Below are 23,197 nucleotides of genomic sequence, written 5' to 3' on the forward strand. Positions count from 1 at the left end.
AACAAATTAGGCTGGCGCCACCATGTCAACCACCCGGGTCCCCACGAAGAGCATGGCACAACGCTTGGGCCGGGTGCTCGAGACGGTGACTCGTCAGAGCGGCCGGTTGGAAGAAGTCCCCGCGTATGGCTCCTGGCTGCTTGGCCGGGTGTCGGAAAGCCAACAACGTCGGCGGATACGCATCCAGATCATCTTGACCGTCCTGATAGCGGCCGTGAACCTGATCGGGATCGGCGTTGCCGTGCTCTTGGTCACGGTTGCCATCCCGGCACCAAGTGTGTTCACGGACGCGCCGGTGTGGCTCACCTTCGTGGTGATGCCGACCTACTTCGGGGTTGCCATGGCCCTCGGCGCCTACATCGTTACCCGACGGACCGTACTGGCCCTGCGCTGGGCGATCGAGGAGCGCAAACCCAGCCACAACGACGAGCGCAACACGTTCCGGATACCGTGGCGAGTTGCGCGCGCCGACCTCATCCTGTGGGGAGTCGGCACGGTGCTGTTGACGACCCTCTATGGCCTGGCGAACACCATGTTCATCCCGCGCTTTCTGTTCGCAGTGAGCTTTTGCGGCGTGTTCGTCAGCACCAGCAGCTACCTGTTCACCGAGTTCGCGCTGCGCCCGATAGCCGCGCAGGCGCTCGAGGCCGGACCGCCGCCGCGGCGGTTCGCGCCGGGCATCATGGGCCGAACCATGATGGTGTGGCTGATCGGTTCGGGCGCGCCCGTCATCGGCGTCGGCCTGCTAGCGATCTTCGAAATATTGCAACGTAGTCTGACCCGGGTCCAGTTCGCGACGGGCGTGCTGATCGTGTCGACGGTAACATTGGCCTCCGGCTCCCTGCTGATGTGGATCCTGGCCTGGCTGACCGCGACCCCGGTGCGGGTCGTGCGTGCCGCACTCAAGCGCGTCGAGCAGGGAAATTTGCAGGGCAACCTGGTGGTATTCGACGGCACCGAACTCGGTGAGCTTCAGCGTGGGTTCAATTCCATGGTCGATGGACTGCGGGAGCGCGAACGCGTGCGCGATCTTTTCGGTCGACATGTGGGGCGCGAAGTCGCCGCCGCCGCGGAACGCGAGCGACCGACGCTGGGCGGGGAAGAACGCCATGTCGCCGTCGTATTCCTCGATATCGTCGGCTCCACCCAGTTGGTGACTAGCCGGCCTGCGACCGAGGTGGTTGCCTTGCTCAACCGGTTTTTCGCGATCGTCGTCGAGGAAGTGGACCGCCACCATGGACTGGTCAACAAATTCGAGGGTGACGCGTCGCTGGCAATCTTCGGGGCCCCGAATCACCTCGACCAACCCGAGGACGAAGCGCTGGCCACCGCCCGCACCATCGCCGACCGCCTGGCCAATGAAATGCCTGAGTGCCAGGCCGGTATCGGCGTGGCGGCAGGCCAGGTCGTGGCCGGCAATGTCGGCGCCAAAGAACGATTCGAGTACACCGTGATCGGCGAGCCGGTCCACGAGGCAGCTCGATTGTGCGAGCTAGCCAAGTCACACCAGGGCCGGGTATTGGCGACGGCCACGGCGCTGCAAGGTGCAAGCGAAAACGAGTGCACCCATTGGCGTTTGGGCGAGACCGTGACGCTTCGCGGGCACGATCATCCCACCCAACTGGCGTCACTTGGCGGCTAGAAATTCAGTCCGGAGAACATGACTCGGCCAGGATCATACTTCTGCCGTACCGCGCTAAGCCGGGATAGATTCGTGCCAAAGTACCGCGATGCCGGCTGGTTCGCCTCAATGTAATTCACGTAGCCGCCGACCGAATACGGATGCACCGCTTGATGTGCCGCGTTGAGCCAGCTGGTCGCTGCCGACGGGTCACCGGATGTTTCCACGTACCACTGCACCAGCGCGGACTGCCGGCGCCACGGAAAGGCGGTGGCCCCCGGCGCCACACCGGCGAGCGCACCGTCGAGGGCGTGCATAATCGCCAACGCACGGCCCGCGCCGCGCGGAAAAGCGTCGACAGCCGAGGCGATCCCTTGGGCGACAGCCGCGTTGACGACGGGAAAGACATCGGATCCGCCGACATATCCCAGCGGCGACGGGTTGAGGTTCCCGACGGCCAGATACTTGACCAGGTCCAAGTAATTGAAGGTGTGGTTCTCGGTCCCCGTTGGTTGCACCCCAACGGCTGAAATGATGGCGCCCGCCACACTGCTGCCCGACCCGACCGGGCAGGTTGCGAGGATACGACAATGCGTACCCAGCGGGTCGACGGTGGCGTCCGCCAGTGCCCAGCTGCTTCGGTCGGCGGTCCGCAGCCAGTTCTGCCAACCAAGCAAGACCTGGGCGAACGCCTGCGGCGGGAAATTGAGGTTCACCACGTCAACGTCCTTGGTGGGGAACGTGGCAAAGGTCAGCGAGGTCGTCACCCCGACGTTGCCGCCACCCCCGCCACGCAACGCCCAGAGCAAGTCGGGGTTGTTGCTGGCAGACGCGGTGACCAGCCGGCCGCTGGGCAGCACCACCGATGCCGACGTCAATTGGTCACAGAGCAGGCCCGCATGCCGGGAATTGGCGCCCAGCCCGCCGCCTAAGGCGTGCCCCGCGGCACCGACCGACGGGCAGGTACCCGTCGGAATGCCGCGACCGGCCCCGGCCAGCACCTGGTGCATCGCATACAAACCGGTAGCCGGCGTCACCGTGACCTGCCCGGTGGCGGTGTCGTAATTGATGTCCCCGGGCAGCTGACGCAAATCAAGCACCATGGCGCCGTTCGCGGTAGACGCGCCCACATAGGAGTGCCCACCACTGCGCGCGGCGACCTTGAGCTGGTGGGCCGCGGCGAACGCCATCGCCTTTTGCACGTCCGCCGTCGATGTCGGGGTGACGATCACCGCCGGCGTCGAGCCGTTGTAGTTCGTGTTGAAAACCTGCTTGGCCGTTGCGAATTGGGGACCGTCGCCGGGTCGCAACACTTTCCCGCCGAGGGCGGCAGAAAGAGCGTCCCAACCGGAGCTGTTCGGAGCGGCGAGAGCCCGGCCCAAACCGACTCGGCCCGATCCAACTGCGCCGGCTCCAAAAACGGCGCCAGCGGCTAACGCTCCGGCGGCACCTCGCAGAAACGTCTGGCGCGAGATCTCACCCGCCAACATCGGGCTTCCGCGATTGCATCATGCCCCGCATTGTCAACCACCCAAACCGCAGCGCCGCACGACGCGTCGCGGGACAACCCGAAACGTGCCCCAACCGTTACTCGCCTGGCCGACCCCGGGTCCTCGCATGAGCTCACTACGATGTCGTTTTCCCGCCAGTTTTGTCGGTGTCAAGGTGTAAGGGTGGAAGCGTGCATGACGATTTCGAACGCTGCTATCGGGCGGTCCAATCCAAGGACGCCCGGTTCGACGGCTGGTTCGTCACTGCGGTGTTGACGACCCGGATCTACTGCCGGCCCAGCTGCCCAGTGCGGCCCCCGTTCGCCCGTAACGTGCAGTTCCTGCCAAGCGCGGCAGCCGCCCAGCGAGCGGGCTTCCGCGCGTGCAAGCGGTGCCGACCCGACGCTTCCCCGGGATCCCCGGAATGGAACGTGCGTGGTGACGTGGTCGCGCGGGCAATGCGGCTAATTGCGGACGGCACAGTGGACCGTGAAGGCGTCAGCGGCCTTGCCGTCCGCGTCGGCTACACCACCCGTCAGCTGGAGCGGCTTTTGCAGGCCGAGGTCGGCGCCGGCCCGCTCGCGCTGGCTCGCGCGCAACGAACCCAGACTGCCCGGGTGCTCATCGAGACCACAGACCTGCCGTTCAGTGATGTCGCATTCGCGGCCGGGTTTTCTAGCATCCGCCAGTTCAACGACACCGTGCGCCTGGTGTGTGACGCCCCGCCGACGGCGTTGCGCAAACGCGCAGCCGCCCGCTACGGGTCCTCGAAAGTCCGAGCTACCTCCGCCGGGACGGTCTCGCTTCGGCTACCGGTGCGCACGCCGTTCGCGTATGAGGGTGTTTTCGGTCATCTGGCTGCCGGTGTGGTGCCCGGTTGCGAAGAGGTGCGCGACGGTGCCTACCGACGCACGCTGCGGCTCTCCTGGGGTAACGGCCTAGTCAGCCTGACGCCGGCACCCGATCATGTGCGCTGCGTGCTGGTGCTCGATGACTTCCGAGACCTCGCGGCGGCGACCGCTCGGTGCCGGCGGCTGCTCGACCTCGACGCCGATCCTGAAGCGGTGGTCGAAGCGCTCACCGACGACCCCAATCTGGGGCCGGTGGTGGCCAAGGCACCTGGACAACGTATCCCCCGCACCGTCGACGAGGCTGAGCTCGCCATCCGCGCGGTATTAGGCCAACAAGTGTCGACCAAGGCGGCACGAACCCACCTGAGCAGGCTAGTAGTCGCCTACGGAAATCCGGTACACGATGCCGGGGGCACATTGACCCACACCTTCCCCTCCGTCGAGCAACTCACCGAGATCGACCCCGCGCATCTGGCCGTCCCCACAGCACGGCAACGGACGATCAGCGCACTCGCCGCCGGCATTGCCGACGGAAGTGTCACCCTGGACGCCGGGTGCGACTGGACTCGCGCGCGTAGTCAATTGCTATCCCTTCCGGGCGTCGGTCCCTGGACAGCTGAGGTAGTCGCCATGCGCGGCCTTGGTGACCCCGACGCTTTTCCGGCCAGCGACCTCGGCGTACAGCTGGCTGCCCAGCAACTAGGCCTGCCCAAGGCACAGCGCGCCCTCACCGAGCACAGCACTCGCTGGCGTCCCTGGCGTTCCTACGCCACCCAACACCTCTGGACCACCCTCGACCATCCAGTAAACCAATGGCCGCCAAAGGAGATCGCATGATTAACTACCGCACCATCGATAGCCCAATAGGACCGTTGACATTGGCCGGATATGGCTCGGTGTTGACGAACTTGCGAATGGTCGATCAAACCTACGAGCCGAGCCGCGCCGACTGGACGCCCGACGATGGCGCATTTGCTGATACCGTCAGCCAACTTGGCGCCTACTTCGCCGGTGAGCTTACCGAATTCGCTGTCGAGCTCGATTTACGGGGAACGAAATTCCAACAGCGAGTTTGGCAGGCCCTGCTGACCATTCCGTATGGAGAGACCCGGTCCTACGGAGAGATCGCCGAACAGATCGGGTCGCCCGGCGCTGCCCGTGCGGTGGGATTGGCCAACGGCCATAATCCGATCGCCGTCATTGTTCCCTGCCATCGTGTTATCGGCGCCAATGGCAGCCTTACCGGCTTTGGCGGCGGACTCGATCGCAAGCACACCCTGCTCGAATTGGAGAAACACCAGGCGTCGGCGAATTTGACACTATTCGACTAGGGCGCGGAAATACACAAATACAAAAACACCCCCGGATAACAGGGGTGTTTTTGTGTATGTTCGGCGGTGTCCTACTTTTCCACCCGAATGGGCAGTATCATCGGCGCTGACAGGCTTAGCTTCCGGGTTCGGAATGGGACCGGGCGTTTCCCTATCGCTGTGGCCGCCGTAACTCTATTCATTTTTCATTCAAGTGTTCTGGTGGGGGGTGTGGCATTTAGCGCGACTATAAAGTCACGAACGAATAGTGGTTGCGATGTGTGTTGGTAAGTTTTCGGCCGGTTAGTGCCAGTTCCCTGCACTCATTGCTGAGCTTCTAGGTCTGACCTATCAATCCCGTGTTCTGCGGGGGGCCTTATCCCACCAAGTGGGTGAGAAACCTGATCTTGGAGAAGGTTTCCCGCTTAGATGCTTTCAGCGGTTATCCTGTCCGAACGTGGCTATCCAGCGGTGCCCCTGGTGGGACAACTGGTATACCAGAGGTTCGTCCGTCCCGGTCCTCTCGTACTAGGGACAGGTTTCCTCAAGTTTCTGACGCGCGCGGCGGATAGAGACCGAACTGTCTCACGACGTTCTAAACCCAGCTCGCGTGCCGCTTTAATGGGCGAACAGCCCAACCCTTGGGACCTGCTCCAGCCCCAGGATGCGACGAGCCGACATCGAGGTGCCAAACCATCCCGTCGATATGGACTCTTGGGGAAGATCAGCCTGTTATCCCCGGGGTACCTTTTATCCGTTGAGCGACACCCCTTCCACTCAGAGGTGCCGGATCACTAATCCCGACTTTCGTCCCTGCTTGACGTGTAGGTCTCGCAGTCAAGCTCCCTTGTGCATTTACACTCGCCACCTGATTGCCGTCCAGGTTGAGGGAACCTTTGGGCGCCTCCGTTACATTTTAGGAGGCAACCGCCCCAGTTAAACTACCCGCCAGGCACTGTCCGTGAACCGGATATACGGTTCGACGTTAGATGTCCAATACGATCAGAGTGGTATTTCAACAACGACTCCGCCCCAACTAGCGTCGAGGTTTCACAGTCTCCCACCTATCCTACACAAACCGTACCGAACATCAATACCAAGTTGTAGTGAAGGTCCCGGGGTCTTTTCGTCCTGCCGCGCGTAACGAGCATCTTTACTCGTAGTGCAATTTCGCCGAGTCTATGGTTGAGACAGTTGAGAAGTCGTTACGCCATTCGTGCAGGTCGGAACTTACCCGACAAGGAATTTCGCTACCTTAGGATGGTTATAGTTACCACCGCCGTTTACTGGGGCTTAAATTCTCCGCTTCACCCTTTCGAGTTAACGGGTCCTCTTAACCTTCCAGCACCGGGCAGGCGTCAGTCCGTATACATCGTCTTGCGACTTCGCACGGACCTGTGTTTTTAGTAAACAGTCGCTTCTCACTGGTTTCTGCGACCGGATCTCGCTCCCACCGCAAGGGTGTTCACGATATTCCGGCCCCCCTTCTCCCGAAGTTACGGGGGTATTTTGCCGAGTTCCTTAACCATAGTTATCTCGTACGCCTTGGTATGCTCTACCTGACCACCTGTGTCGGTTTGGGGTACGGGCCGTGTGTGTGCTCGCTAGAGGCTTTTCTTGGCAGCAGAGGATCACCGAATTTGCCTCAATCGGCTATGCATCACCTCTCAGGATATATGAGCGACGGATTTGCCTATCGCTCTCCCTACGGGCTTGCCCCAGTATTACCACTGACTGGTACGGCTACCTTCCTGCGTCACCCCATCGCTTGACTACTACCAGCGAAGTTCCCACGCAGCCCCGAACCTCCACGCCCCCGAAGGGGAATGATCGATCCGGTTTTGGGTGGTTAGTACCGCTGATTCATCACGGGCGCGCACACACGGGTACGGGAATATCAACCCGTTGTCCATCGACTACGCCTGTCGGCCTCGCCTTAGGTCCCGACTCACCCTGGGCGGACTGGCCTGGCCCAGGAACCCTTGGTCTTTCGGCGGGCAAGGTTCTCACTTGCCTTATCGCTACTCATGCCTGCATTCTCACTCCCCCACCCTCCACCACCGGTTACCCGGAGGCTTCGCTGAATGAGGGACGCTCCCCTACCCACACCCACGTAAACGTGAATGTGCCGCGGCTTCGGCGGTGTGCTTGAGCCCCGCTACATTATCGGCGCACAATCACTTGACCAGTGAGCTATTACGCACTCTTTCAAGGGTGGCTGCTTCTAAGCCAACCTCCTGGTTGTCTTTGCGACTGCACATCCTTTTCCACTTAGCACACGCTTAGGGGCCTTAGCCGGCGATCTGGGCTGTTTCCCTTTCGACGTACGGAGCTTATCCCCCGCCGTCTCACTGCCACGCTCTACACCACGGCATTTGGAGTTTGGCTGACGTCAGTAACCTAGTAGGGCCCATCGGCCATCCAGTAGCTCTACCTCCGTGGTGAACCACGCAACGCTGCACCTAAATGCATTTCGGGGAGAACCAGCTATCACGGAGTTTGATTGGCCTTTCACCCCTACCCACAGCTCATCCCCTCAGTCTTCAACCTAAGTGGGTTCGGGCCTCCACGCGGTCTTACCCGCGCTTCACCCTGGCCATGGGTAGATCACTCCGCTTCGGGTCCAGAACATGCCACTACACACGCTCACACGTGATACGCCCTATTCAGACTCGCTTTCGCTGCGGCTACCCCACACGGGTTAACCTCGCGACATGTCCCTGACTCGCAGGCTCATTCTTCAAAAGGCACGCCATCACCCCACAAGGAGGCTCTGACGGATTGTAGGCACACGGTTTCAGGTACTATTTCACTCCCCTCCCGGGGTACTTTTCACCATTCCCTCACGGTACTAATCCGCTATCGGTCATCGAGAAGTATTTAGGCTTACCGGGTGGTCCCGGCAGATTCACAGCAGATTCCACGGGCCCGCTGCTACTCGGGAATTGACACAAGGTAGGTGCCGGGTTTTCGCGTACTGGGCTCTCACCGTCTACGGCAGGCCATCCCAGGCCACTTCCGCTAACCACGACACTTTCTGACTACCCCTCAGCCAGGTAGAACTGAGATGTATCACTCCCACAACCCCGCACACACAACCCCTACCTGGTTACACATGCGTGCGGTTTAGCCATATTCCACGTTCGCTCGCCACTACTTGCGGAATCACAATTGTTTTCTTCTCCTACGGGTACTGAGATGTTTCACTTCCCCGCGTTCCCTCCCGCACCCTATATATTCAGATACGGGTAACACGACATCACTCGTGCTGGGTTTCCCCATTCGGAAATCCTCGGATCCACGCTCGGTTGACAGCTCCCCGAGGCATATCGCAGCCTCCCACGTCCTTCATCGGCTCTCGATGCCAAGGCATCCACCATGCGCCCTTAAGCACTTACTTACACACAAAACCAAAGAAGAAAATTACACATTTTCAATGAACACGCCACCATTACTGGCAACGTATCCATTTAGATGCTCGCAACCACTATCCAATACTCAAACACCACACCCCACCACCAAGATGGGGGGACAGCACCCGATCAAGCCCAACATGGGACAAGCCTGAGTGTTGCCTCAGGACCCAACAGTGTGTCTGGCGATTCATTTGCTGTTGTGCACCCGGCTCTCGTCCACTACAGATGAGAACCCCTCACGGCTTACACCCCACCAATTGGAGTGTTTTTCGTGGTGCTCCTTAGAAAGGAGGTGATCCAGCCGCACCTTCCGGTACGGCTACCTTGTTACGACTTCGTCCCAATCGCCGATCCCACCTTCGACAGCTCCCTCCCAAGGGTTAGGCCACTGGCTTCGGGTGTTACCGACTTTCATGACGTGACGGGCGGTGTGTACAAGGCCCGGGAACGTATTCACCGCAGCGTTGCTGATCTGCGATTACTAGCGACTCCGACTTCACGGGGTCGAGTTGCAGACCCCGATCCGAACTGAGACCGGCTTTAAAAGGATTCGCTTAACCTTGCGGCATCGCAGCCCTTTGTACCGGCCATTGTAGCATGTGTGAAGCCCTGGACATAAGGGGCATGATGACTTGACGTCATCCCCACCTTCCTCCGAGTTGACCCCGGCAGTCTCTCACGAGTCCCCGGCATTACCCGCTGGCAACATAAGATAAGGGTTGCGCTCGTTGCGGGACTTAACCCAACATCTCACGACACGAGCTGACGACAGCCATGCACCACCTGCACACAGGCCACAAGGGAACGCCTATCTCTAGACGCGTCCTGTGCATGTCAAACCCAGGTAAGGTTCTTCGCGTTGCATCGAATTAATCCACATGCTCCGCCGCTTGTGCGGGCCCCCGTCAATTCCTTTGAGTTTTAGCCTTGCGGCCGTACTCCCCAGGCGGGGTACTTAATGCGTTAGCTACGGCACGGATCCCAAGGAAGGAAACCCACACCTAGTACCCACCGTTTACGGCGTGGACTACCAGGGTATCTAATCCTGTTCGCTCCCCACGCTTTCGCTCCTCAGCGTCAGTTACTGCCCAGAGACCCGCCTTCGCCACCGGTGTTCCTCCTGATATCTGCGCATTCCACCGCTACACCAGGAATTCCAGTCTCCCCTGCAGTACTCCAGTCTGCCCGTATCGCCCGCACGCTCACAGTTAAGCCGTGAGATTTCACGAACAACGCGACAAACCACCTACGAGCTCTTTACGCCCAGTAATTCCGGACAACGCTCGCACCCTACGTATTACCGCGGCTGCTGGCACGTAGTTGGCCGGTGCTTCTTCTCCACCTACCGTCAATCCGAGAAAACCCGAACCTTCGTCGATGGTGAAAGAGGTTTACAACCCGAAGGCCGTCATCCCCCACGCGGCGTCGCTGCATCAGGCTTGCGCCCATTGTGCAATATTCCCCACTGCTGCCTCCCGTAGGAGTCTGGGCCGTATCTCAGTCCCAGTGTGGCCGGACACCCTCTCAGGCCGGCTACCCGTCGTCGCCTTGGTAGGCCGTCACCCCACCAACAAGCTGATAGGCCGCGGGCCCATCCCACACCGCAAAAGCTTTCCACCACAAAGGCATGCGCCTTGAGGTCCTATCCGGTATTAGACCCAGTTTCCCAGGCTTATCCCGAAGTGCAGGGCAGATTACCCACGTGTTACTCACCCGTTCGCCACTCGAGTATCTCCGAAGAGACCTTTCCGTTCGACTTGCATGTGTTAAGCACGCCGCCAGCGTTCGTCCTGAGCCAGGATCAAACTCTCCAAACAAAAACCCCTCGATAACGAGGTGAATTTACAATCAGAGATACCTGACAAGACACCAAAAACTGGCATCTAAATAAATGCGACTACACCCACACACGGGGAGTGCTAGGTGCAGTCAAAAAACAACAACAAACAAAAACACCAAACACACTATTGAGTTCTCAAACAACACTTCATCGCTTGTTTTCGCCCGCTTCGGGGCAACCCTGCCAGCTTAATACAGATCCGGCAGAGGAGTCAAGCCCCGGTTTTCGATCATCTTTGTCTGATGACTTTGTCAGTTGGGGCCAGACGAGCAGTGCCTCACGAGCATACTCGCTCAATCTCTGCTCCCAAACTCACCAGGTTCTCCACGAACAATGGGTACCCGCGATCGATGTGGAAAACGTCGTGGACCTCGGTGTCTCCGTCAGCGACGAGTCCCGCGAGCACCAAGCCGGCGCCGGCGCGGATGTCCGAACACCACACCGGTGCGCTCGAGAGTTGTGGAAGACCCCGCACGACAGCATGGTGCCCATCTGTGCGGGCATCGGCGCCCAGCCTGATCATCTCTTCGACAAAGCGGAATCGTGCCTCAAACACGTTCTCCGTGATCATCGACGTGCCATCGGCGATCGACGCCAAAGCGATCGCCATCGGCTGCAGATCGGTCGGAAAACCGGGGAAGGGCAAGGTCGCAACATTGACGGCTTTCGGGCGCTCGTACTGGGCCACTCGGAAACTGTCGTCCGTCTGGGTGACGGTGGCACCCGCGTCATGCAACTTGTGCAGCACCAGCTGAAGATGGGCCGGGTCAACACCGGTCACCGCTATGTCGCCGCGGGTCATGGCAGCAGCAATGCCCCAGGTAGCGGCCACAATCCGGTCTCCGATGACGCGATGCTCGGTCGGGTAGAGCCGCGGGACGCCGGTGATCGTCATAGTCGGCGAACCCGCGCCTTCGACCTGTGCGCCCATCTGGTTCAACATCGTGCACAGGTCGACCACGTCGGGTTCGCGCGCCGCGTTATGAATTGTGGTCACACCCTCAGCCACGACGGCGGCCATCAGGATGTTCTCGGTAGCCCCCACTGAGGGAAACTCCAACTGAATCTCAGCGCCGCGCAACGCTTCTGCGGAAGCCACCACGCATCCGTGCTCGATATTGCAGCGAGCCCCCAGCTGCCGTAGGCCGGCCTGGTGCATATCCAGCGGACGCGATCCGATCGCGTCACCACCCGGGAGCGCGACCCTGGCTTGTTTGCACCGCCCGACCAGCGGCCCCAGCACGCAGACCGAGGCCCGGAACTGCCGCACGGCAGCGAAGTCAGCGTCGTACTTCGGTTCGTCGGGCGAGGTGATTCGGGCGACGTCGCCATCGAGTTCGACGGTGGCGCCCAGGCCACGCAGTACCTCCGCCATCAGCGGCACATCGAGGATGTCGGGGCAATTGGTGATCGTGCTGGTGCCTTCGGCCAACAACGTCGCGGCCATAAGCTTGAGCACGCTGTTCTTGGCACCTCCGACGGCGACTTCGCCTGACAACCGGTTGCCGCCGGTCACCACGAATCGCTCCGCCACCCGGGTCAGTCTAGTGAAGCGGTATCGGCTTGTCAGTCAGCCAGCTTGGCGACAACGCGCTCCGCGGAGCGGCGAGGGGGCCAACCACGCAAGTCAGCCGAGTACCGTTTGGTCATGGCAATACATCTGACCCGCATCTACACGCGAACCGGCGACGACGGGACGACAGGGTTGAGCGATTTCTCACGGGTCGCGAAAACCGATCTCCGCCTCGTGGCGTACGCGGATTGCGACGAAGCCAACTCCGCGATCGGCGTCGCACTTGCCCTAGGAAATGCCGACCAAAAAATCGCCGGCGTACTACGGCATATCCAAAATGACTTGTTCGATGCCGGCGCAGATCTGTCCACCCCCTTGACAGACCCAGCGGAAAATCCCGCACATCCCCAGCTACGGATCACCCAGGCATACATTGATCGGCTCGAGGGGTGGTGTGACGCGTATAACGCACCGTTACCGGCGCTGAACTCCTTTGTGCTACCAGGTGGTTCGCCATTGTCAGCGCTATTGCACGTCGCTCGCACGGTGACACGTCGGGCCGAGCGATCGGCGTGGGCCGCTGTCGACGCTCACCCGGGAGTGGTCAGTGTTTTGCCCGCGAGATACCTGAACCGGCTGTCGGATCTGCTTTTTATCCTGTCGCGGGCGGCGAATGCGGGTGATGACGTGCTGTGGCGACCAGGCGGCTGATTGGCGAAAGCTGTAGTAACACAGGATGATTGCTATGAAACACAATCGGTCGATTCCTCCGGCGACCGTGATCCCGATACTCGTCTACCTGGAGCTAGCACGGTGACGCACGTCATCAAGGTCCGGGTCGATGACGTGGCCGCCCAGTTCGAGCGGGCCAGGGCGGCCGGAGCCAGGGCGTTAGAGCCTCTCCCACCGACCACGTTTACGGCGAACGAGAATGCACCGTCGAGGATCTCGCCGGCCATCGCTGGCAATTCAGCGAAACACTGCGGGATGTGCAGCCCGAAGAGTACGGATGCCAGACCGTCGCGCCTTGGCAGACCCGTTCGGATACTTAACTTTTCCAGATTGGCTTCTTCAAACGCTGCGACGCCGTGCGCGCGGTGACGGACGGGACTCCAGCCACGACAGGAACGCAGTCATTGCGCCCTGATCGAGGGCGATCTCATATCCCGACCTCCGATCCTGCGTCGTATCGCGCAGTTCCAATACGACGATCTTGTCAGTCATGATGTCGAACTCGTCGCCGCGCGGACCGCGCCGACCCACGATCTCAACACCCCGTCGGCTCAGCCGGCGATCCGGCCACAACCGCAGACTGGACAGCCGGTAGAAGGCGGCCTCCCCACCCCGATAGCGAATCACGCCATGGCGCCAGCCATGACCTCCGATCGCCGGGATGTCTCGCATGATCCCAGCCGTTCCGCCCTGACGCAGTTTCCATAACCGATAGCTCAGGGCAAGGACCGCTGCGCCCAACGTGACAACGAGCACGACCATGCCGACCATGGGCGCGCTCATCGGCGGCTAGTCGATCGCGCCGACGGCGCGCAATCGGGCGCGACCCCTGGCGGCGATACGTGGGTCGTCGGACTCGGCATCCTGCTTGGCGGCGTGCTCGTCGATCTCCGACTCGAATTCGGCGGATTCGGCGAGGATGCTGATCCCTTCCTCGGTCACCGACAAAAAGCCGCCATCCACCGCGACCCGTAGATCTTTTTCGCCTTCCCGTTCGACGCGCACCATGGCGTCGTCGACCAATTGGGCTACCACGGGGATATGGCGAGGCAGGATACCGATCTCGCCGACGGTGGTGCGGGTGAACAAAAAGGTGCCCTTGCCCGACCAGATCTTTCGGTCGACGGCAACGATCTCAATGTTCAATTCAGCCATGCCACAACGCCTTTCGATACCTTTCGATCCAGCCAGACCGGATCACAACTTGGCGCCGAGGCTCTCGGCCTTCTTGGCCAAGTCGTCGAGACCACCAATCAAGAAGAAGGCCTGCTCGGGCACATGGTCGAACTCCCCCTTGCACAAGCGGTCGAACGCGTCGATGGTCTCTTTGACCGGGACCGTCGAACCCGGCTGCCCGGTGAACTGTTCAGCCGCCATCATGTTCTGCGAGAGGAACCGCTCGATGCGCCGGGCCCGATTGACCAGCTGCTTGTCCTCTTCAGAGAGCTCGTCGATACCGAGGATCGCAATGATGTCCTGAAGGTCCTTGTACCGCTGCAGGATCCGGATGACTTCCTGCGCCACCCGGTAGTGCTCCTCGCCTACGACACCGGGGTCGAGAATGGTAGAGCTCGATGCCAGCGGGTCTACCGCGGGGAAGATGCCCTTGGAGAACACCGCACGGGACAGCTCGGTGGTGGCGTCCAGGTGAGCGAACGTCGTCGCCGGCGCCGGGTCGGTGTAGTCGTCGGCCGGTACGTAGACGGCCTGCATCGACGTGATCGACCGGCCCCGCGTCGACGTGATGCGCTCCTGCAACTCACCCATCTCGTCGGCCAGTGTGGGCTGGTACCCCACCGCCGATGGCATACGACCGAGTAGCGTCGACACCTCGGACCCGGCCTGGGTGAACCGGAAGATGTTGTCGATGAACAGCAGCACGTCCTGGCCCGCCTCGTCACGGAACCATTCGGCCATCGTCAACGCGGACAGCGCCACCCGCATACGGGTGCCAGGCGGCTCATCCATCTGACCGAATACCAGCGCAGTGTCCTTGAGCACGTTGGCTTCTTGAAGCTCGACCCACAGGTCGTTGCCCTCGCGGGTGCGCTCTCCCACGCCGGCGAACACCGACGTACCGCCGAAGTTACGGGCGATGCGGTTGATCATCTCCTGAATTAGCACCGTCTTGCCCACCCCGGCACCGCCGAACAGGGCGATCTTGCCGCCACGCACATACGGAGTCAGCAGATCCACGACTTTCAGGCCGGTCTCGAGCATCTCGGTGCGAGGCTCGAGCTCCTCGAAGGACGGCGGCTTACGGTGAATCGACCAGTGCTCGAACTCTTCTCCGTACCCAGGCTCATCCAAGCAGTGCCCCAGCGCGTTGAAAACATGCCCCTTGACGCCCTCGCCAACCGGCACCGCGATCGAGTTACCGGTGTCGGTGACCTCAACTCCACGCACCAGCCCGTCGGTGGGCTGCAACGAGATGGTACGCACCAAGTTGTCACCGAGATGCTGCGCAACCTCGAGCGTGAGGGTCTTGGCGAGCGAGGAGAAAGTGATCTTCGCGTTGAGCGCGTTGAACAGCTCCGGGACAGAACCTCGCGGGAACTCGACGTCGACCACGGGCCCGGTGACCCGTACCACGCGGCCGCTGGTCTCCGTGTTTCCGGTCGTTTTCGTCGTCTTAGTAGTAGCAGGCATATTCTCTTCGCTTCCTCGTGGGCTACCTGGGGCTAATGAGTGACGACCCGCTGCACCCGGCTCCGCCGAGCTTGCGATCGCCACGGGGTTTAATGAGCGACGACCCGCTGCACCCGGCTCCGCCGAGCTTGCGATCGCCACGGGGTTTAACGAGTGACGACCCGCTGCACCCGGCTCCGCCGAGCTTGCGATCGCCACGGGGTTTAACGAGTGACGACCCGCTGCACCCGGCTCCGCCGAGCTTGCGATCGCCACTAGCGCGCGTCGGCGAGTGCATTTGCGCCACCGACGATTTCGCTTATCTCTTGGGTAATCTGGGCCTGCCGCTCACGGTTTGCCTCCAACGTCAGGGCCTTGATCAGATCGTCCGCGTTGTCGGTTGCCGACTTCATCGCCCGTTGGCGCGACGCCAGCTCCGATGCCGCGGATTCGAGCATCGCGGCGTACACGCGGGTAGTGAGGTACCGCGGCAGCAACGCTTCGAAGAGCGTCGTGGCATCTGGCTCAAACGAGTACAGAGTGCGCGGCAGCTTGGACTCCTCGACGTATTCCACGACCATCGGAGCCATCCGGCGGGCCTCGGTCGACTGCGACAGCATCGATTTGAACTCGGTGAAGACGATGTGCAGCTCGTCAACGCCTGCACCGTTCTCGCCGCTGCCGAGCATGAATGCATCGACAAGCGCCGAAGCGATCTCGGCGGCGTTCTCGTATTTGGGTTGCTCAGAGAAGCCAGTCCACGACTCAGTGATGTCCCAGTTGCGGAAAGTGTAGTAATTCAGCGCTTTACGGCCGACCACGTACAGTACCGGCGTTTTGCCTTCCGCCCGCAGCAGCGAAAACAACTCCTCGGAGCGGCGGAAGATGTTGGCGTTGTACGCGCCACACAGTCCACGGTCGGAGGACACCACCAACACGCCGGCGCGCTTGGGTGCAGCGCGCTCGACGAGCAATGGATGGTCGAGAGCGGCCTCGGAAGCCAGGGTCGTGAGCATCCGGGTGATCTCGACGGCGTAGGGCCGGGCGGACTCCAGGCGGGCCTGCGCCCTGGCGATACGCGACGTCGCGATCAGCTCCTGGGCCTTGGTGATCTTCTTGATCGAGCCCGCTGAACGGATCCGTCCGCGTAGTTCACGAAGTGTGGCAGCCATCGGTTAGCTACTTCTTCTTGACCGTGGGCGCAGGCTTCTTGACCTGCACTGCTTCCTTGGCGAGCTTCTCCTCATCGAGGGCTTCGACATGTTCGTCGGGCACCACCGATGCACCACCGGTCGCCGCGAAGCCCTTCTTGAAGCTCTTGATGACTTCGGTGAGCGAATCGGCGGTTTCGTCGGTGAGCTTCTGGCTCTCCCGGATCTCAGTCAGGATTTTGTTCTCGGAAGCCCGGATGTGGTCCAGCAGTTCGGTTTCGAACCGCCTGACGTCCTCGACCGGCACTGAGTCCAGGTGGCCGCCGGTGCCCAAAAAGATCGAGATCACTTGCTCCTCGACGGGCATGGGTTGGTACTGCGGTTGTTTGAGCAGTTCGACCAGTCGCGCACCGCGCTCCAACTGTGCTTTGGAGGTGGCGTCCAGGTCAGAGGCAAAGGCAGCGAAAGCCTCTAGCTCGCGGTACTGCGACAAGTCCAAGCGGAGGCTTCCTGCCACCTCTTTCATTGCCTTGATCTGCGCCGCGCCACCGACCCGGGACACCGAGACACCGACGTTAATGGCCGGCCGGACACCCTGGTTGAACAGGTCGGTCTCCAGGAAGCACTGCCCGTCGGTGATCGAGATGACGTTGGTGGGGATGTAGGCCGAGATGTCGTTGGCCTTGGTTTCGATGATCGGCAGACCCGTCAGCGAGCCGCCACCGAGGTCGTCGGAAAGCTTCGCGCACCGCTCCAACAGCCGCGAGTGCAAGTAGAACACGTCACCGGGATAGGCTTCGCGACCCGGCGGACGGCGCAACAGCAAGGAGATGGCGCGGTATGCCTCGGCCTGCTTGGTCAGGTCGTCGAAGACGATCAGCACATGCTTGCCGTTGTACATCCAGTGCTGAGCGATCGCCGAACCAGTATACGGCGCAAGCCATTTGAAGCCAGCGGAATCCGATGCCGGCGCCGCAACGATGGTGGTGTAGTCCATCGCGCCGCCTTCCTCCAGGGCGCGGCGGACGGAAGCGATCGTGGTGCCCTTCTGCCCGATGGCCACGTACACGCAGCGCACCTGCCGCTTGGGATCGCCGGTCTCCCAGTTCTGGCGCTGGTTGAGGATGGTGTCGACACACACCGCAGTCTTGCCGGTCTTACGGTCGCCGATGATCAGCTGACGCTGGCCGCGGCCGATCGGGGTCATCGCGTCGATGGCCTTGATCCCGGTCTGCAGCGGCTCCTTCACACTTTGCCGCTGGACCACCGACGGCGCCTGCAGCTCCAGCGCGCGCCGAGTTTCGGCCTCGATGTCTCCGCGTCCGTCGATCGGCTGACCGAGTGGATTGACCACCCGCCCCATGAACGCGTCCCCAACGGGGACCGACAGAACGTCGCCGGTGCGCTTGACCTGTTGGCCTTCTTCGATGTTCTGGAAGTCACCGAGGATCACCGCGCCGACGTTGTGTTCGTCGAGGTTCAGTGCGACACCCAGGACCCCGCCGGGGAACTCGAGCAGCTCCTGGGTCATCACGGAGGGCAGGCCTTCGACGTGCGCGATGCCGTCCCCGGCGTCGACGACGGTACCGACTTCCTCGCGGGACGTGTCGGCGGTGAAAGAGCTTACGTACTCTTCGATCGCGTTCTGAATGTCGTCAGCGGAGATTGTCAACTCGGCCATGGCTTTTTGTCTTCCTACTTGATTTTCGTCTTTCGCACGGATTTAGTGACTAGTTCGTGTTCAGTCGGGCAACCCAGCCTCGGCCGCGGCCAGACGAGACGAGAGCGTACCGTCAATCACCTCGTCGCCCACAGCAATTGAGAGCCCACCCAGTAGTGCGGCGTCGATCTGCAGCTGCACGGTCACGGGATGACCATAGATACGGCTGAGCACTTTGGTGAGACGCGTGCGCTGGGCATCACTGAGCTCGGCCGCCGCACTGACTTGCGCGACGACTTCGCCACGACGAGCCACGGCAACTTCGGCCAAAAACAGTATGGCTTCCTCGGCCGGCTGACCTCGTAATAGCTCGACTGTCTGGGACAACAGGGCGACCGCGATCGGGGCGACCACGCTGCTCGCGCTGCCCAGCACCTTGCGCAGCAACCGAACCCGGCCTTCGGCTGGCGCCGCGTAGTCGCCCAACAAGATGGCAAGTCGCGGCTGGACGTCGAGAACGCGGGAAAACCGGAACAGCTGGTCTTCGACTTCGTCGACCTGACCGTCACGTTCGGCCACTTCCAACAGCGCTTGGCGCGAGATGTGTTCGAGGGCATCGATCAGGTCGGCGTTGGCCGACCAGCGCTCCGAGACCGCCGCCCGCAGTACCTCCATCGTCGGGTCTCCGACGTGGGCGGATACCAGTCGCTCGATCAACTGGACCCGGGGTGCCGCATCCTCGGCGGGCACGGTGAGATACCGAGTCACCACGATTTCGCGGTCCAGCATTTTGGCGACCGACACCAGTTCGCCGGCAAGGGTAGACAGCGCTTGATTGTCCAGACTCTTGGCGATAATGCCGAACCGATCCACCAAGTCGACCAGCGCCCGCCGACTGGCCGAACGCATTTTCGCCAACAACGGATACTCAACGTCGGCGACCTTGGGGGCCATGGCATCGAGGTCATCGAGGAAGCGATCGACGGTGGCCGACTGCTGCGCCGCGTCGGCAACGTGACTACGCACCAATTCTGCTGCCTGGCGCACAGACTCGTAGCCAAGCTCCAGCCGAAGCTGACGGGTCAGCTGTGCCCGCAGCAGTTCGACCTGGCGGGCTCCCTGTACCTTGATGCGTTCCGCCTCGGCATCGGCCTGGGCTTGCAATTGTTCGACAATGCGCTTGGCGTCTTCGGCAGCTTCTTCGACGACACGCTGGGCCTCGACCTTGGCGTCTTCGGTGGCTTTGGTGTGGGCCTGGCTCGCCTCGGCTAGCCGATCGGCGGCCTCGGCCGCCTCGGTCAACTGTTGGCGCACCGCGTCCTGCCGAGCGCTCATCAAACGGCGCACCGGCGGCACTACATACCGCCACACCAGATAGACGATGGCCGCGAAGCCCACCAACTGGCCGATGAATGTTGACATTGGTGCTACCTCGTCACAGCGGAGGCGGTGATGTCAACGCCCAGGATTCGACTGGCCAGGGTCGCCGACATGGCGCCTACGTTGGCGCGCAAATCCAGTTCCACCGCGTCTCGCTCCCGCTTCAGTTGCTCGCCGGCAATTTGCAACGTCGACACCACATGCTGCTCCGCACGGGCACGCGCTTCTTCGACGGACTTACGACCGTCTGCTCGGGCGTTGTCTCGGAACGACGACGCCTGGACTCGCGCTTCCTTCATGGCTGCTTCGTAGTCGGCCTGGGCGGCAGCGAACTGCTCGGCCGACATCTTGTTGTCGGCATGGGTTTTGGCGACCATGGCGTCGCGTTCCCGCAATACCTTCAGGATCGGCGGCACAACGAAAGTGCCGATCACGCCGAGCACCACAAGGAAAATGGCCAGCACGAAGAAGAAGGTGCCGTTGGGGAGGAGGAAGTTGCTGCTCTTGCCTTCCTCTGCTGCCTGGTTGGCGGCAAGAACGATCGGGCTCACGTCACGCATTTACAACCCATCACAGCCAAATTATTTGACGGGTGTGGCGAAGACGAACAACGCCATAAACGCCAGGTTGATGAAGTAGGCCGCCTCAACCAAACCGACGGTGATGAAGAACGGTGTGAATAAGCGGCCTTGCGCCTCAGGTTGCCGGGCGATACCCGAAACCAGCGCATTACCGGCTATACCGTCACCGATACCAGCGCCGATTGCGCCGCCGGCCATGATCAGGCCACCACCGATGAGTGCACCCTGCGCGATCATGGGATCCATACTTTGTCCTCCTTTATCTGGTAGCTATCTGGTAGCGGTCTACCGGGTATCTGTAATGGTGTGTGGGCCAGACCGATTCGTGGCGGTTTTAGTCATGATGGTCCTCAACCTCCATGGCCTGGCTGAAATACAAGATGGTCAGAATTGAGAAGATGAACGCCTGAATGGCGCCGACGAACAGGTCGAACGACTTCCAGATCGCGTTCGGCGCCCACATGATGTACGGAGGGAACAGCGCGATCAGGGCAACCAGGATCCCGCCGGCGAAGATATTGCCGAAGAGTCGAAGCGACAACGAAATCGGCTTTGCGATTTCTTCGACCAGGTTAATCGGCGCCAGGAACGCCACGTGACCTTTGAGCACCGCGACCGGGTGCCCGACAATGCCGCGACGCCAGATGCCCGCCACGTGGTAGCAGACGAAGACGAACAGCGCCAGCGCCAGCACGTAATTGATGTCGGCTGCGGCCGAGCTGAGCACCTCGGTGGTGTGCCCATCTGCGTTGGTGTATTGCAGCGGCAGCACCGAGAGCCAGTTGGAGATCAGGATGAACACGAAGATGGTGACCGCCAACGGCAGCACGAACGGGGCGATCCGCATGCCGATAGCGCTCTCGATCTGAGCGCGCATCTGTACAGTGATCGCCTCCCAGAACAACTGCACGCCGCCAGGCACACCCGTTGAGGTCACCTTGGCACGCAAGAAGAAGGCCAGCGCGATGACGATCGCCGCTGCGATCGCAGTGGAGAGCACCGTGTCGGTGTTGACGGTCATCCCGAGCCAGGTAGCGGTGTGGTGCTCGCCGACCTCGATTTGACCTCCGGCCAGGATCGTCTCAGTCATCGCTGCTGCTCCTCCCTTCTGATCCGTTGAGTACTCCGTTGTCGGCGCGCAACTTCTTCCAGACCGGCAGCATGGTCGACAACACCAGTAGCACCTGGAACAGCGCCAACCCGAACACCACGCCCAGCCCAGCCGGCCGAAAGACGTACGCGATGATCAACCCGAGGACGGTGATGATCGCCAACCGTGACGCAGAGTTAAGCGCCATTGACCTTTTCAGCGGGTGGTCTTGAGCCGTGATCGACTCGACTGAACGCCGCACCAAGAGGGCGTTGAGCAAACCTAGTAGCAACCCGATGCCAACGAAGACGCCGACCATCAGGTGACCGGACAAACCGGCGGCGAGCATCGCCAACCCGGTGAGGACGATGCTGATGATGAAAAGCCGAACCGGGCGGAAAGCAACAGCGGGAAACACCAACGGCGCGTCCTGCGCTGGTGTCGTCACTGCGCTACCTCAATCCCGGATTGATGGAACCGGAACCACTCAACCGACCGATCGGTGGCCCGCAGAGCGTATCGCAGTCGTCGCGCTGGAATTACCCAAGGGGTAGCTCCCTGTGTCGGTCGTGCAGCGGCGCGCTCGGAGAGGCATCCGATAAGCCGGGTGGCCGGCAACCCGCGAGATTTATTTCGGGGTTCTAGCTGCACCGTACCACATGGTAGGCGCCACTACTACTCCCTGTCGTAGGCTTCCCTAGTCGTTGTCGTAGTAGTCGTCGCGGCGACGCAGGAGCGGGATCACCGTCGCGACACCGGCGACGACTATCGCGCCCAACATGACCGCGGCGGTGTGGCGCGGGTTGAAGAAGATCGTGCTCGCGGCGCCGAACGCGATGATGCCCACCCACAGGTAAATGAGCAGCACCGCTCGACGGTGCGAATGCCCGATCTGCAGGAGCCGATGGTGCAAGTGCATCTTGTCAGGGGTGCTGAACGGGCTGAGCCCAGCGCGGGTGCGCCGGACGATCGCCAGCAACGTGTCCAGCGCAGGCACGAACATGACCGCCACCACCAGCAGGAACGGTGACAGCAGGGCAAACACATCGCGAGCGCCGTACGCGTTCTGCGAGATCGGTCCGGCAGCGGTCGTGGAGGCGGCCGCGAGCATCAAGCCGACCAGCATCGACCCGGAATCGCCCATGAAGATCTTGGCCCGGTGAAAATTGTGCGGCAGGAAACCCAGACAGGCTCCCGCGAGCACCACCGATATCACGGCCGGCGGATAGAACAACACGTCACCGCCGTGGTCACGGAGCAAGCCAACCGAGAATATGCAGATTGCCATCGCGGTAATGAGCCCCAACCCGGCGGCCAGTCCGTCGAGTCCGTCGACGAAGTTCATCGCGTTGACGATCGACACGGTCAGCGCCAAGGTAAGCAGGATCGAGGAGGTCTGGTCCAGCACGATGGTGCCAACGCCACCCAGCGGGATATAGAGGACGCTCCAGGCAACGCCCATGGTGACCAGTACGCTGGCGGCGGTGATCTGACCCGCAAACTTCGTCAGCGCGTCCAGACCCCAGCGGTCGTCGATCAGCCCGATACCCATGATCACTGCACCGGCCACCAGCACCGCGGGCATGCCCGTGGAATAGACGAACCCGCGGGTGAGCGCCGGAAGCTGAGACGCCAGAAAGACTGCAGCCAAAACACCGAGATACATAGCCAGCCCACCCATCCGTGGGGTTGGCGTCACATGAACGTCGCGTTCGCGCGGATAGGCGACCGCTCCCAAGCGGGTGGCTAGCACCCGTACCGGCCCGGTTGCGAAGTACGTGATGATCGCGGCGGTCAGTCCGACCAGGGCAAGCTCGCGCAGCGGGACACCGGCGCTGCGATCAGACAGGGCGAGCAAACCACTGGCAAAGCTGGCTAAGTCGCTGGACACCTCGAAAACGTACGCCACCTTCCTGAGACCCGATTAACCCCGC

17 protein-coding genes and 3 rRNA genes are annotated in these 23,197 nt (G+C 61.5%); 4 read left to right on the forward strand and 16 right to left on the reverse strand.

Annotated features, from left to right (window positions below; translation table 11 throughout):
- The first annotated feature begins 22 nt into the window (after positions 1–22).
- Entirely contained in the window at positions 23–1,642 is a 1,620-nt protein-coding gene (locus B586_RS14060; protein ID WP_054879632.1) for an adenylate/guanylate cyclase domain-containing protein, read from the forward strand.
- Here the strand turns inward: B586_RS14060 and B586_RS14065 are convergent.
- Positions 1,639–3,108, reverse strand: a complete 1,470-nt coding sequence (locus tag B586_RS14065; RefSeq protein ID WP_054880901.1) for an FAD-dependent oxidoreductase — start codon at positions 3,106–3,108, stop codon at positions 1,639–1,641. The two genes, B586_RS14060 and B586_RS14065, sit on opposite strands and share 4 nt — an antisense overlap.
- A gap of 194 nt (positions 3,109–3,302) precedes the next feature.
- Between B586_RS14065 and B586_RS14070 the strand changes: the two genes are divergently transcribed.
- Together B586_RS14070 and B586_RS14075 are read left to right on the forward strand one after the other, a co-directional pair.
- Positions 3,303–4,799: a DNA-3-methyladenine glycosylase 2 family protein gene (locus B586_RS14070; RefSeq protein ID WP_054879631.1), complete on the forward strand. Its 1,497-nt coding sequence runs from the start codon at positions 3,303–3,305 to the stop codon at positions 4,797–4,799.
- Positions 4,796–5,293: a methylated-DNA--[protein]-cysteine S-methyltransferase gene (locus B586_RS14075; protein WP_047315835.1), complete on the forward strand. Its 498-nt coding sequence runs from the start codon at positions 4,796–4,798 to the stop codon at positions 5,291–5,293. The genes B586_RS14070 and B586_RS14075 overlap by 4 nt, the downstream gene beginning before the upstream one ends.
- A gap of 58 nt (positions 5,294–5,351) precedes the next feature.
- Here B586_RS14075 and rrf read toward each other — a convergent pair.
- The 4 genes from rrf to murA form a co-directional block, all read right to left on the reverse strand.
- Positions 5,352–5,464, reverse strand: a 5S ribosomal RNA gene (gene rrf, locus B586_RS14080).
- Positions 5,465–5,555: 91 nt separating this feature from the next.
- A 23S ribosomal RNA gene (locus tag B586_RS14085) occupies positions 5,556–8,672 on the reverse strand.
- Positions 8,673–8,973: 301 nt separating this feature from the next.
- Positions 8,974–10,505: ribosomal RNA gene (locus B586_RS14090) — 16S ribosomal RNA — on the reverse strand.
- The 16S, 23S and 5S rRNA genes sit together here, the layout of an rRNA operon.
- A 300-nt stretch (positions 10,506–10,805) precedes the next feature.
- Complete coding sequence (gene murA, locus B586_RS14095; RefSeq protein WP_047315836.1) at positions 10,806–12,062, reverse strand: UDP-N-acetylglucosamine 1-carboxyvinyltransferase; 1,257 nt, start codon at positions 12,060–12,062, stop codon at positions 10,806–10,808.
- A gap of 114 nt (positions 12,063–12,176) precedes the next feature.
- On the opposite strand from murA, the gene B586_RS14100 reads away from it, so the two are divergent.
- Complete coding sequence (locus tag B586_RS14100; RefSeq protein ID WP_054879630.1) at positions 12,177–12,752, forward strand: cob(I)yrinic acid a,c-diamide adenosyltransferase; 576 nt, start codon at positions 12,177–12,179, stop codon at positions 12,750–12,752.
- A 360-nt stretch (positions 12,753–13,112) separates the two neighbouring features.
- Here B586_RS14100 and B586_RS14105 read toward each other — a convergent pair whose 3' ends face one another.
- From B586_RS14105 to B586_RS14155, 11 genes are all read right to left on the reverse strand, one after another.
- Entirely contained in the window at positions 13,113–13,556 is a 444-nt protein-coding gene (locus B586_RS14105) for a DUF2550 domain-containing protein (RefSeq protein WP_047315838.1), read from the reverse strand.
- Positions 13,557–13,562: 6 nt separating this feature from the next.
- On the reverse strand, positions 13,563–13,928 hold the full coding sequence (locus B586_RS14110) for a F0F1 ATP synthase subunit epsilon (RefSeq protein ID WP_047315839.1): 366 nt from the start codon (positions 13,926–13,928) through the stop codon (positions 13,563–13,565).
- Positions 13,929–13,970: 42 nt separating this feature from the next.
- Complete coding sequence (gene atpD / locus B586_RS14115; protein WP_047315840.1) at positions 13,971–15,422, reverse strand: F0F1 ATP synthase subunit beta; 1,452 nt, start codon at positions 15,420–15,422, stop codon at positions 13,971–13,973.
- Between the two features lie 254 nt (positions 15,423–15,676).
- A complete protein-coding gene (locus tag B586_RS14120; RefSeq protein WP_047315841.1) occupies positions 15,677–16,573 on the reverse strand; it encodes a F0F1 ATP synthase subunit gamma in 897 nt (298 codons plus the stop codon).
- Between the two features lie 7 nt (positions 16,574–16,580).
- A complete protein-coding gene (gene atpA, locus B586_RS14125; RefSeq protein ID WP_047315842.1) occupies positions 16,581–18,233 on the reverse strand; it encodes a F0F1 ATP synthase subunit alpha in 1,653 nt (550 codons plus the stop codon).
- A gap of 60 nt (positions 18,234–18,293) precedes the next feature.
- On the reverse strand, positions 18,294–19,634 hold the full coding sequence (locus B586_RS14130) for a F0F1 ATP synthase subunit B/delta (RefSeq protein ID WP_047315843.1): 1,341 nt from the start codon (positions 19,632–19,634) through the stop codon (positions 18,294–18,296).
- Between the two features lie 5 nt (positions 19,635–19,639).
- Complete coding sequence (locus B586_RS14135; RefSeq protein ID WP_054879629.1) at positions 19,640–20,152, reverse strand: F0F1 ATP synthase subunit B; 513 nt, start codon at positions 20,150–20,152, stop codon at positions 19,640–19,642.
- A gap of 21 nt (positions 20,153–20,173) precedes the next feature.
- Entirely contained in the window at positions 20,174–20,419 is a 246-nt protein-coding gene (locus tag B586_RS14140) for a F0F1 ATP synthase subunit C (RefSeq protein WP_047315845.1), read from the reverse strand.
- An 88-nt stretch (positions 20,420–20,507) separates the two neighbouring features.
- Positions 20,508–21,263 (reverse strand): F0F1 ATP synthase subunit A, encoded by a 756-nt coding sequence (gene atpB / locus B586_RS14145; RefSeq protein ID WP_047315846.1) that lies wholly within the window; start codon positions 21,261–21,263, stop codon positions 20,508–20,510.
- A complete protein-coding gene (locus B586_RS14150; RefSeq protein ID WP_047315847.1) occupies positions 21,256–21,711 on the reverse strand; it encodes an ATP synthase subunit I in 456 nt (151 codons plus the stop codon). Before B586_RS14150 ends, atpB begins: the two co-directional genes overlap by 8 nt.
- 249 nt (positions 21,712–21,960) lie before the next feature.
- A complete protein-coding gene (locus tag B586_RS14155; RefSeq protein WP_047315848.1) occupies positions 21,961–23,172 on the reverse strand; it encodes a glycosyltransferase family 4 protein in 1,212 nt (403 codons plus the stop codon).
- Positions 23,173–23,197 lie beyond the last annotated feature (25 nt).

It is taken from the genome of Mycobacterium haemophilum DSM 44634 (genome assembly GCF_000340435.2).
GTDB lineage: Bacteria > Actinomycetota > Actinomycetes > Mycobacteriales > Mycobacteriaceae > Mycobacterium > Mycobacterium haemophilum.

What these genes read in the sequence shown, in the direction of transcription:
- B586_RS14110 (WP_047315839.1), bottom strand. Translation starts at nt 13,928, where the DNA reads ATGGCTGAATTGAACATTGAGATCGTTGCCGTCGACCGAAAGATCTGG.
- B586_RS14140 (WP_047315845.1), bottom strand. Translation starts at nt 20,419, where the DNA reads ATGGATCCCATGATCGCGCAGGGTGCACTCATCGGTGGTGGCCTGATC.
- B586_RS14120 (WP_047315841.1), bottom strand. Translation starts at nt 16,573, where the DNA reads ATGGCTGCCACACTTCGTGAACTACGCGGACGGATCCGTTCAGCGGGC.
- B586_RS14135 (WP_054879629.1), bottom strand. Translation starts at nt 20,152, where the DNA reads ATGCGTGACGTGAGCCCGATCGTTCTTGCCGCCAACCAGGCAGCAGAG.
- atpB (WP_047315846.1), bottom strand. Translation starts at nt 21,263, where the DNA reads ATGACTGAGACGATCCTGGCCGGAGGTCAAATCGAGGTCGGCGAGCAC.
- atpA (WP_047315842.1), bottom strand. Translation starts at nt 18,233, where the DNA reads ATGGCCGAGTTGACAATCTCCGCTGACGACATTCAGAACGCGATCGAA.
- B586_RS14060 (WP_054879632.1), top strand. Translation starts at nt 23, where the DNA reads ATGTCAACCACCCGGGTCCCCACGAAGAGCATGGCACAACGCTTGGGC.
- atpD (WP_047315840.1), bottom strand. Translation starts at nt 15,422, where the DNA reads ATGCCTGCTACTACTAAGACGACGAAAACGACCGGAAACACGGAGACC.
- B586_RS14100 (WP_054879630.1), top strand. Translation starts at nt 12,177, where the DNA reads ATGGCAATACATCTGACCCGCATCTACACGCGAACCGGCGACGACGGG.
- B586_RS14130 (WP_047315843.1), bottom strand. Translation starts at nt 19,634, where the DNA reads ATGTCAACATTCATCGGCCAGTTGGTGGGCTTCGCGGCCATCGTCTAT.
- B586_RS14075 (WP_047315835.1), top strand. Translation starts at nt 4,796, where the DNA reads ATGATTAACTACCGCACCATCGATAGCCCAATAGGACCGTTGACATTG.
- B586_RS14105 (WP_047315838.1), bottom strand. Translation starts at nt 13,556, where the DNA reads ATGAGCGCGCCCATGGTCGGCATGGTCGTGCTCGTTGTCACGTTGGGC.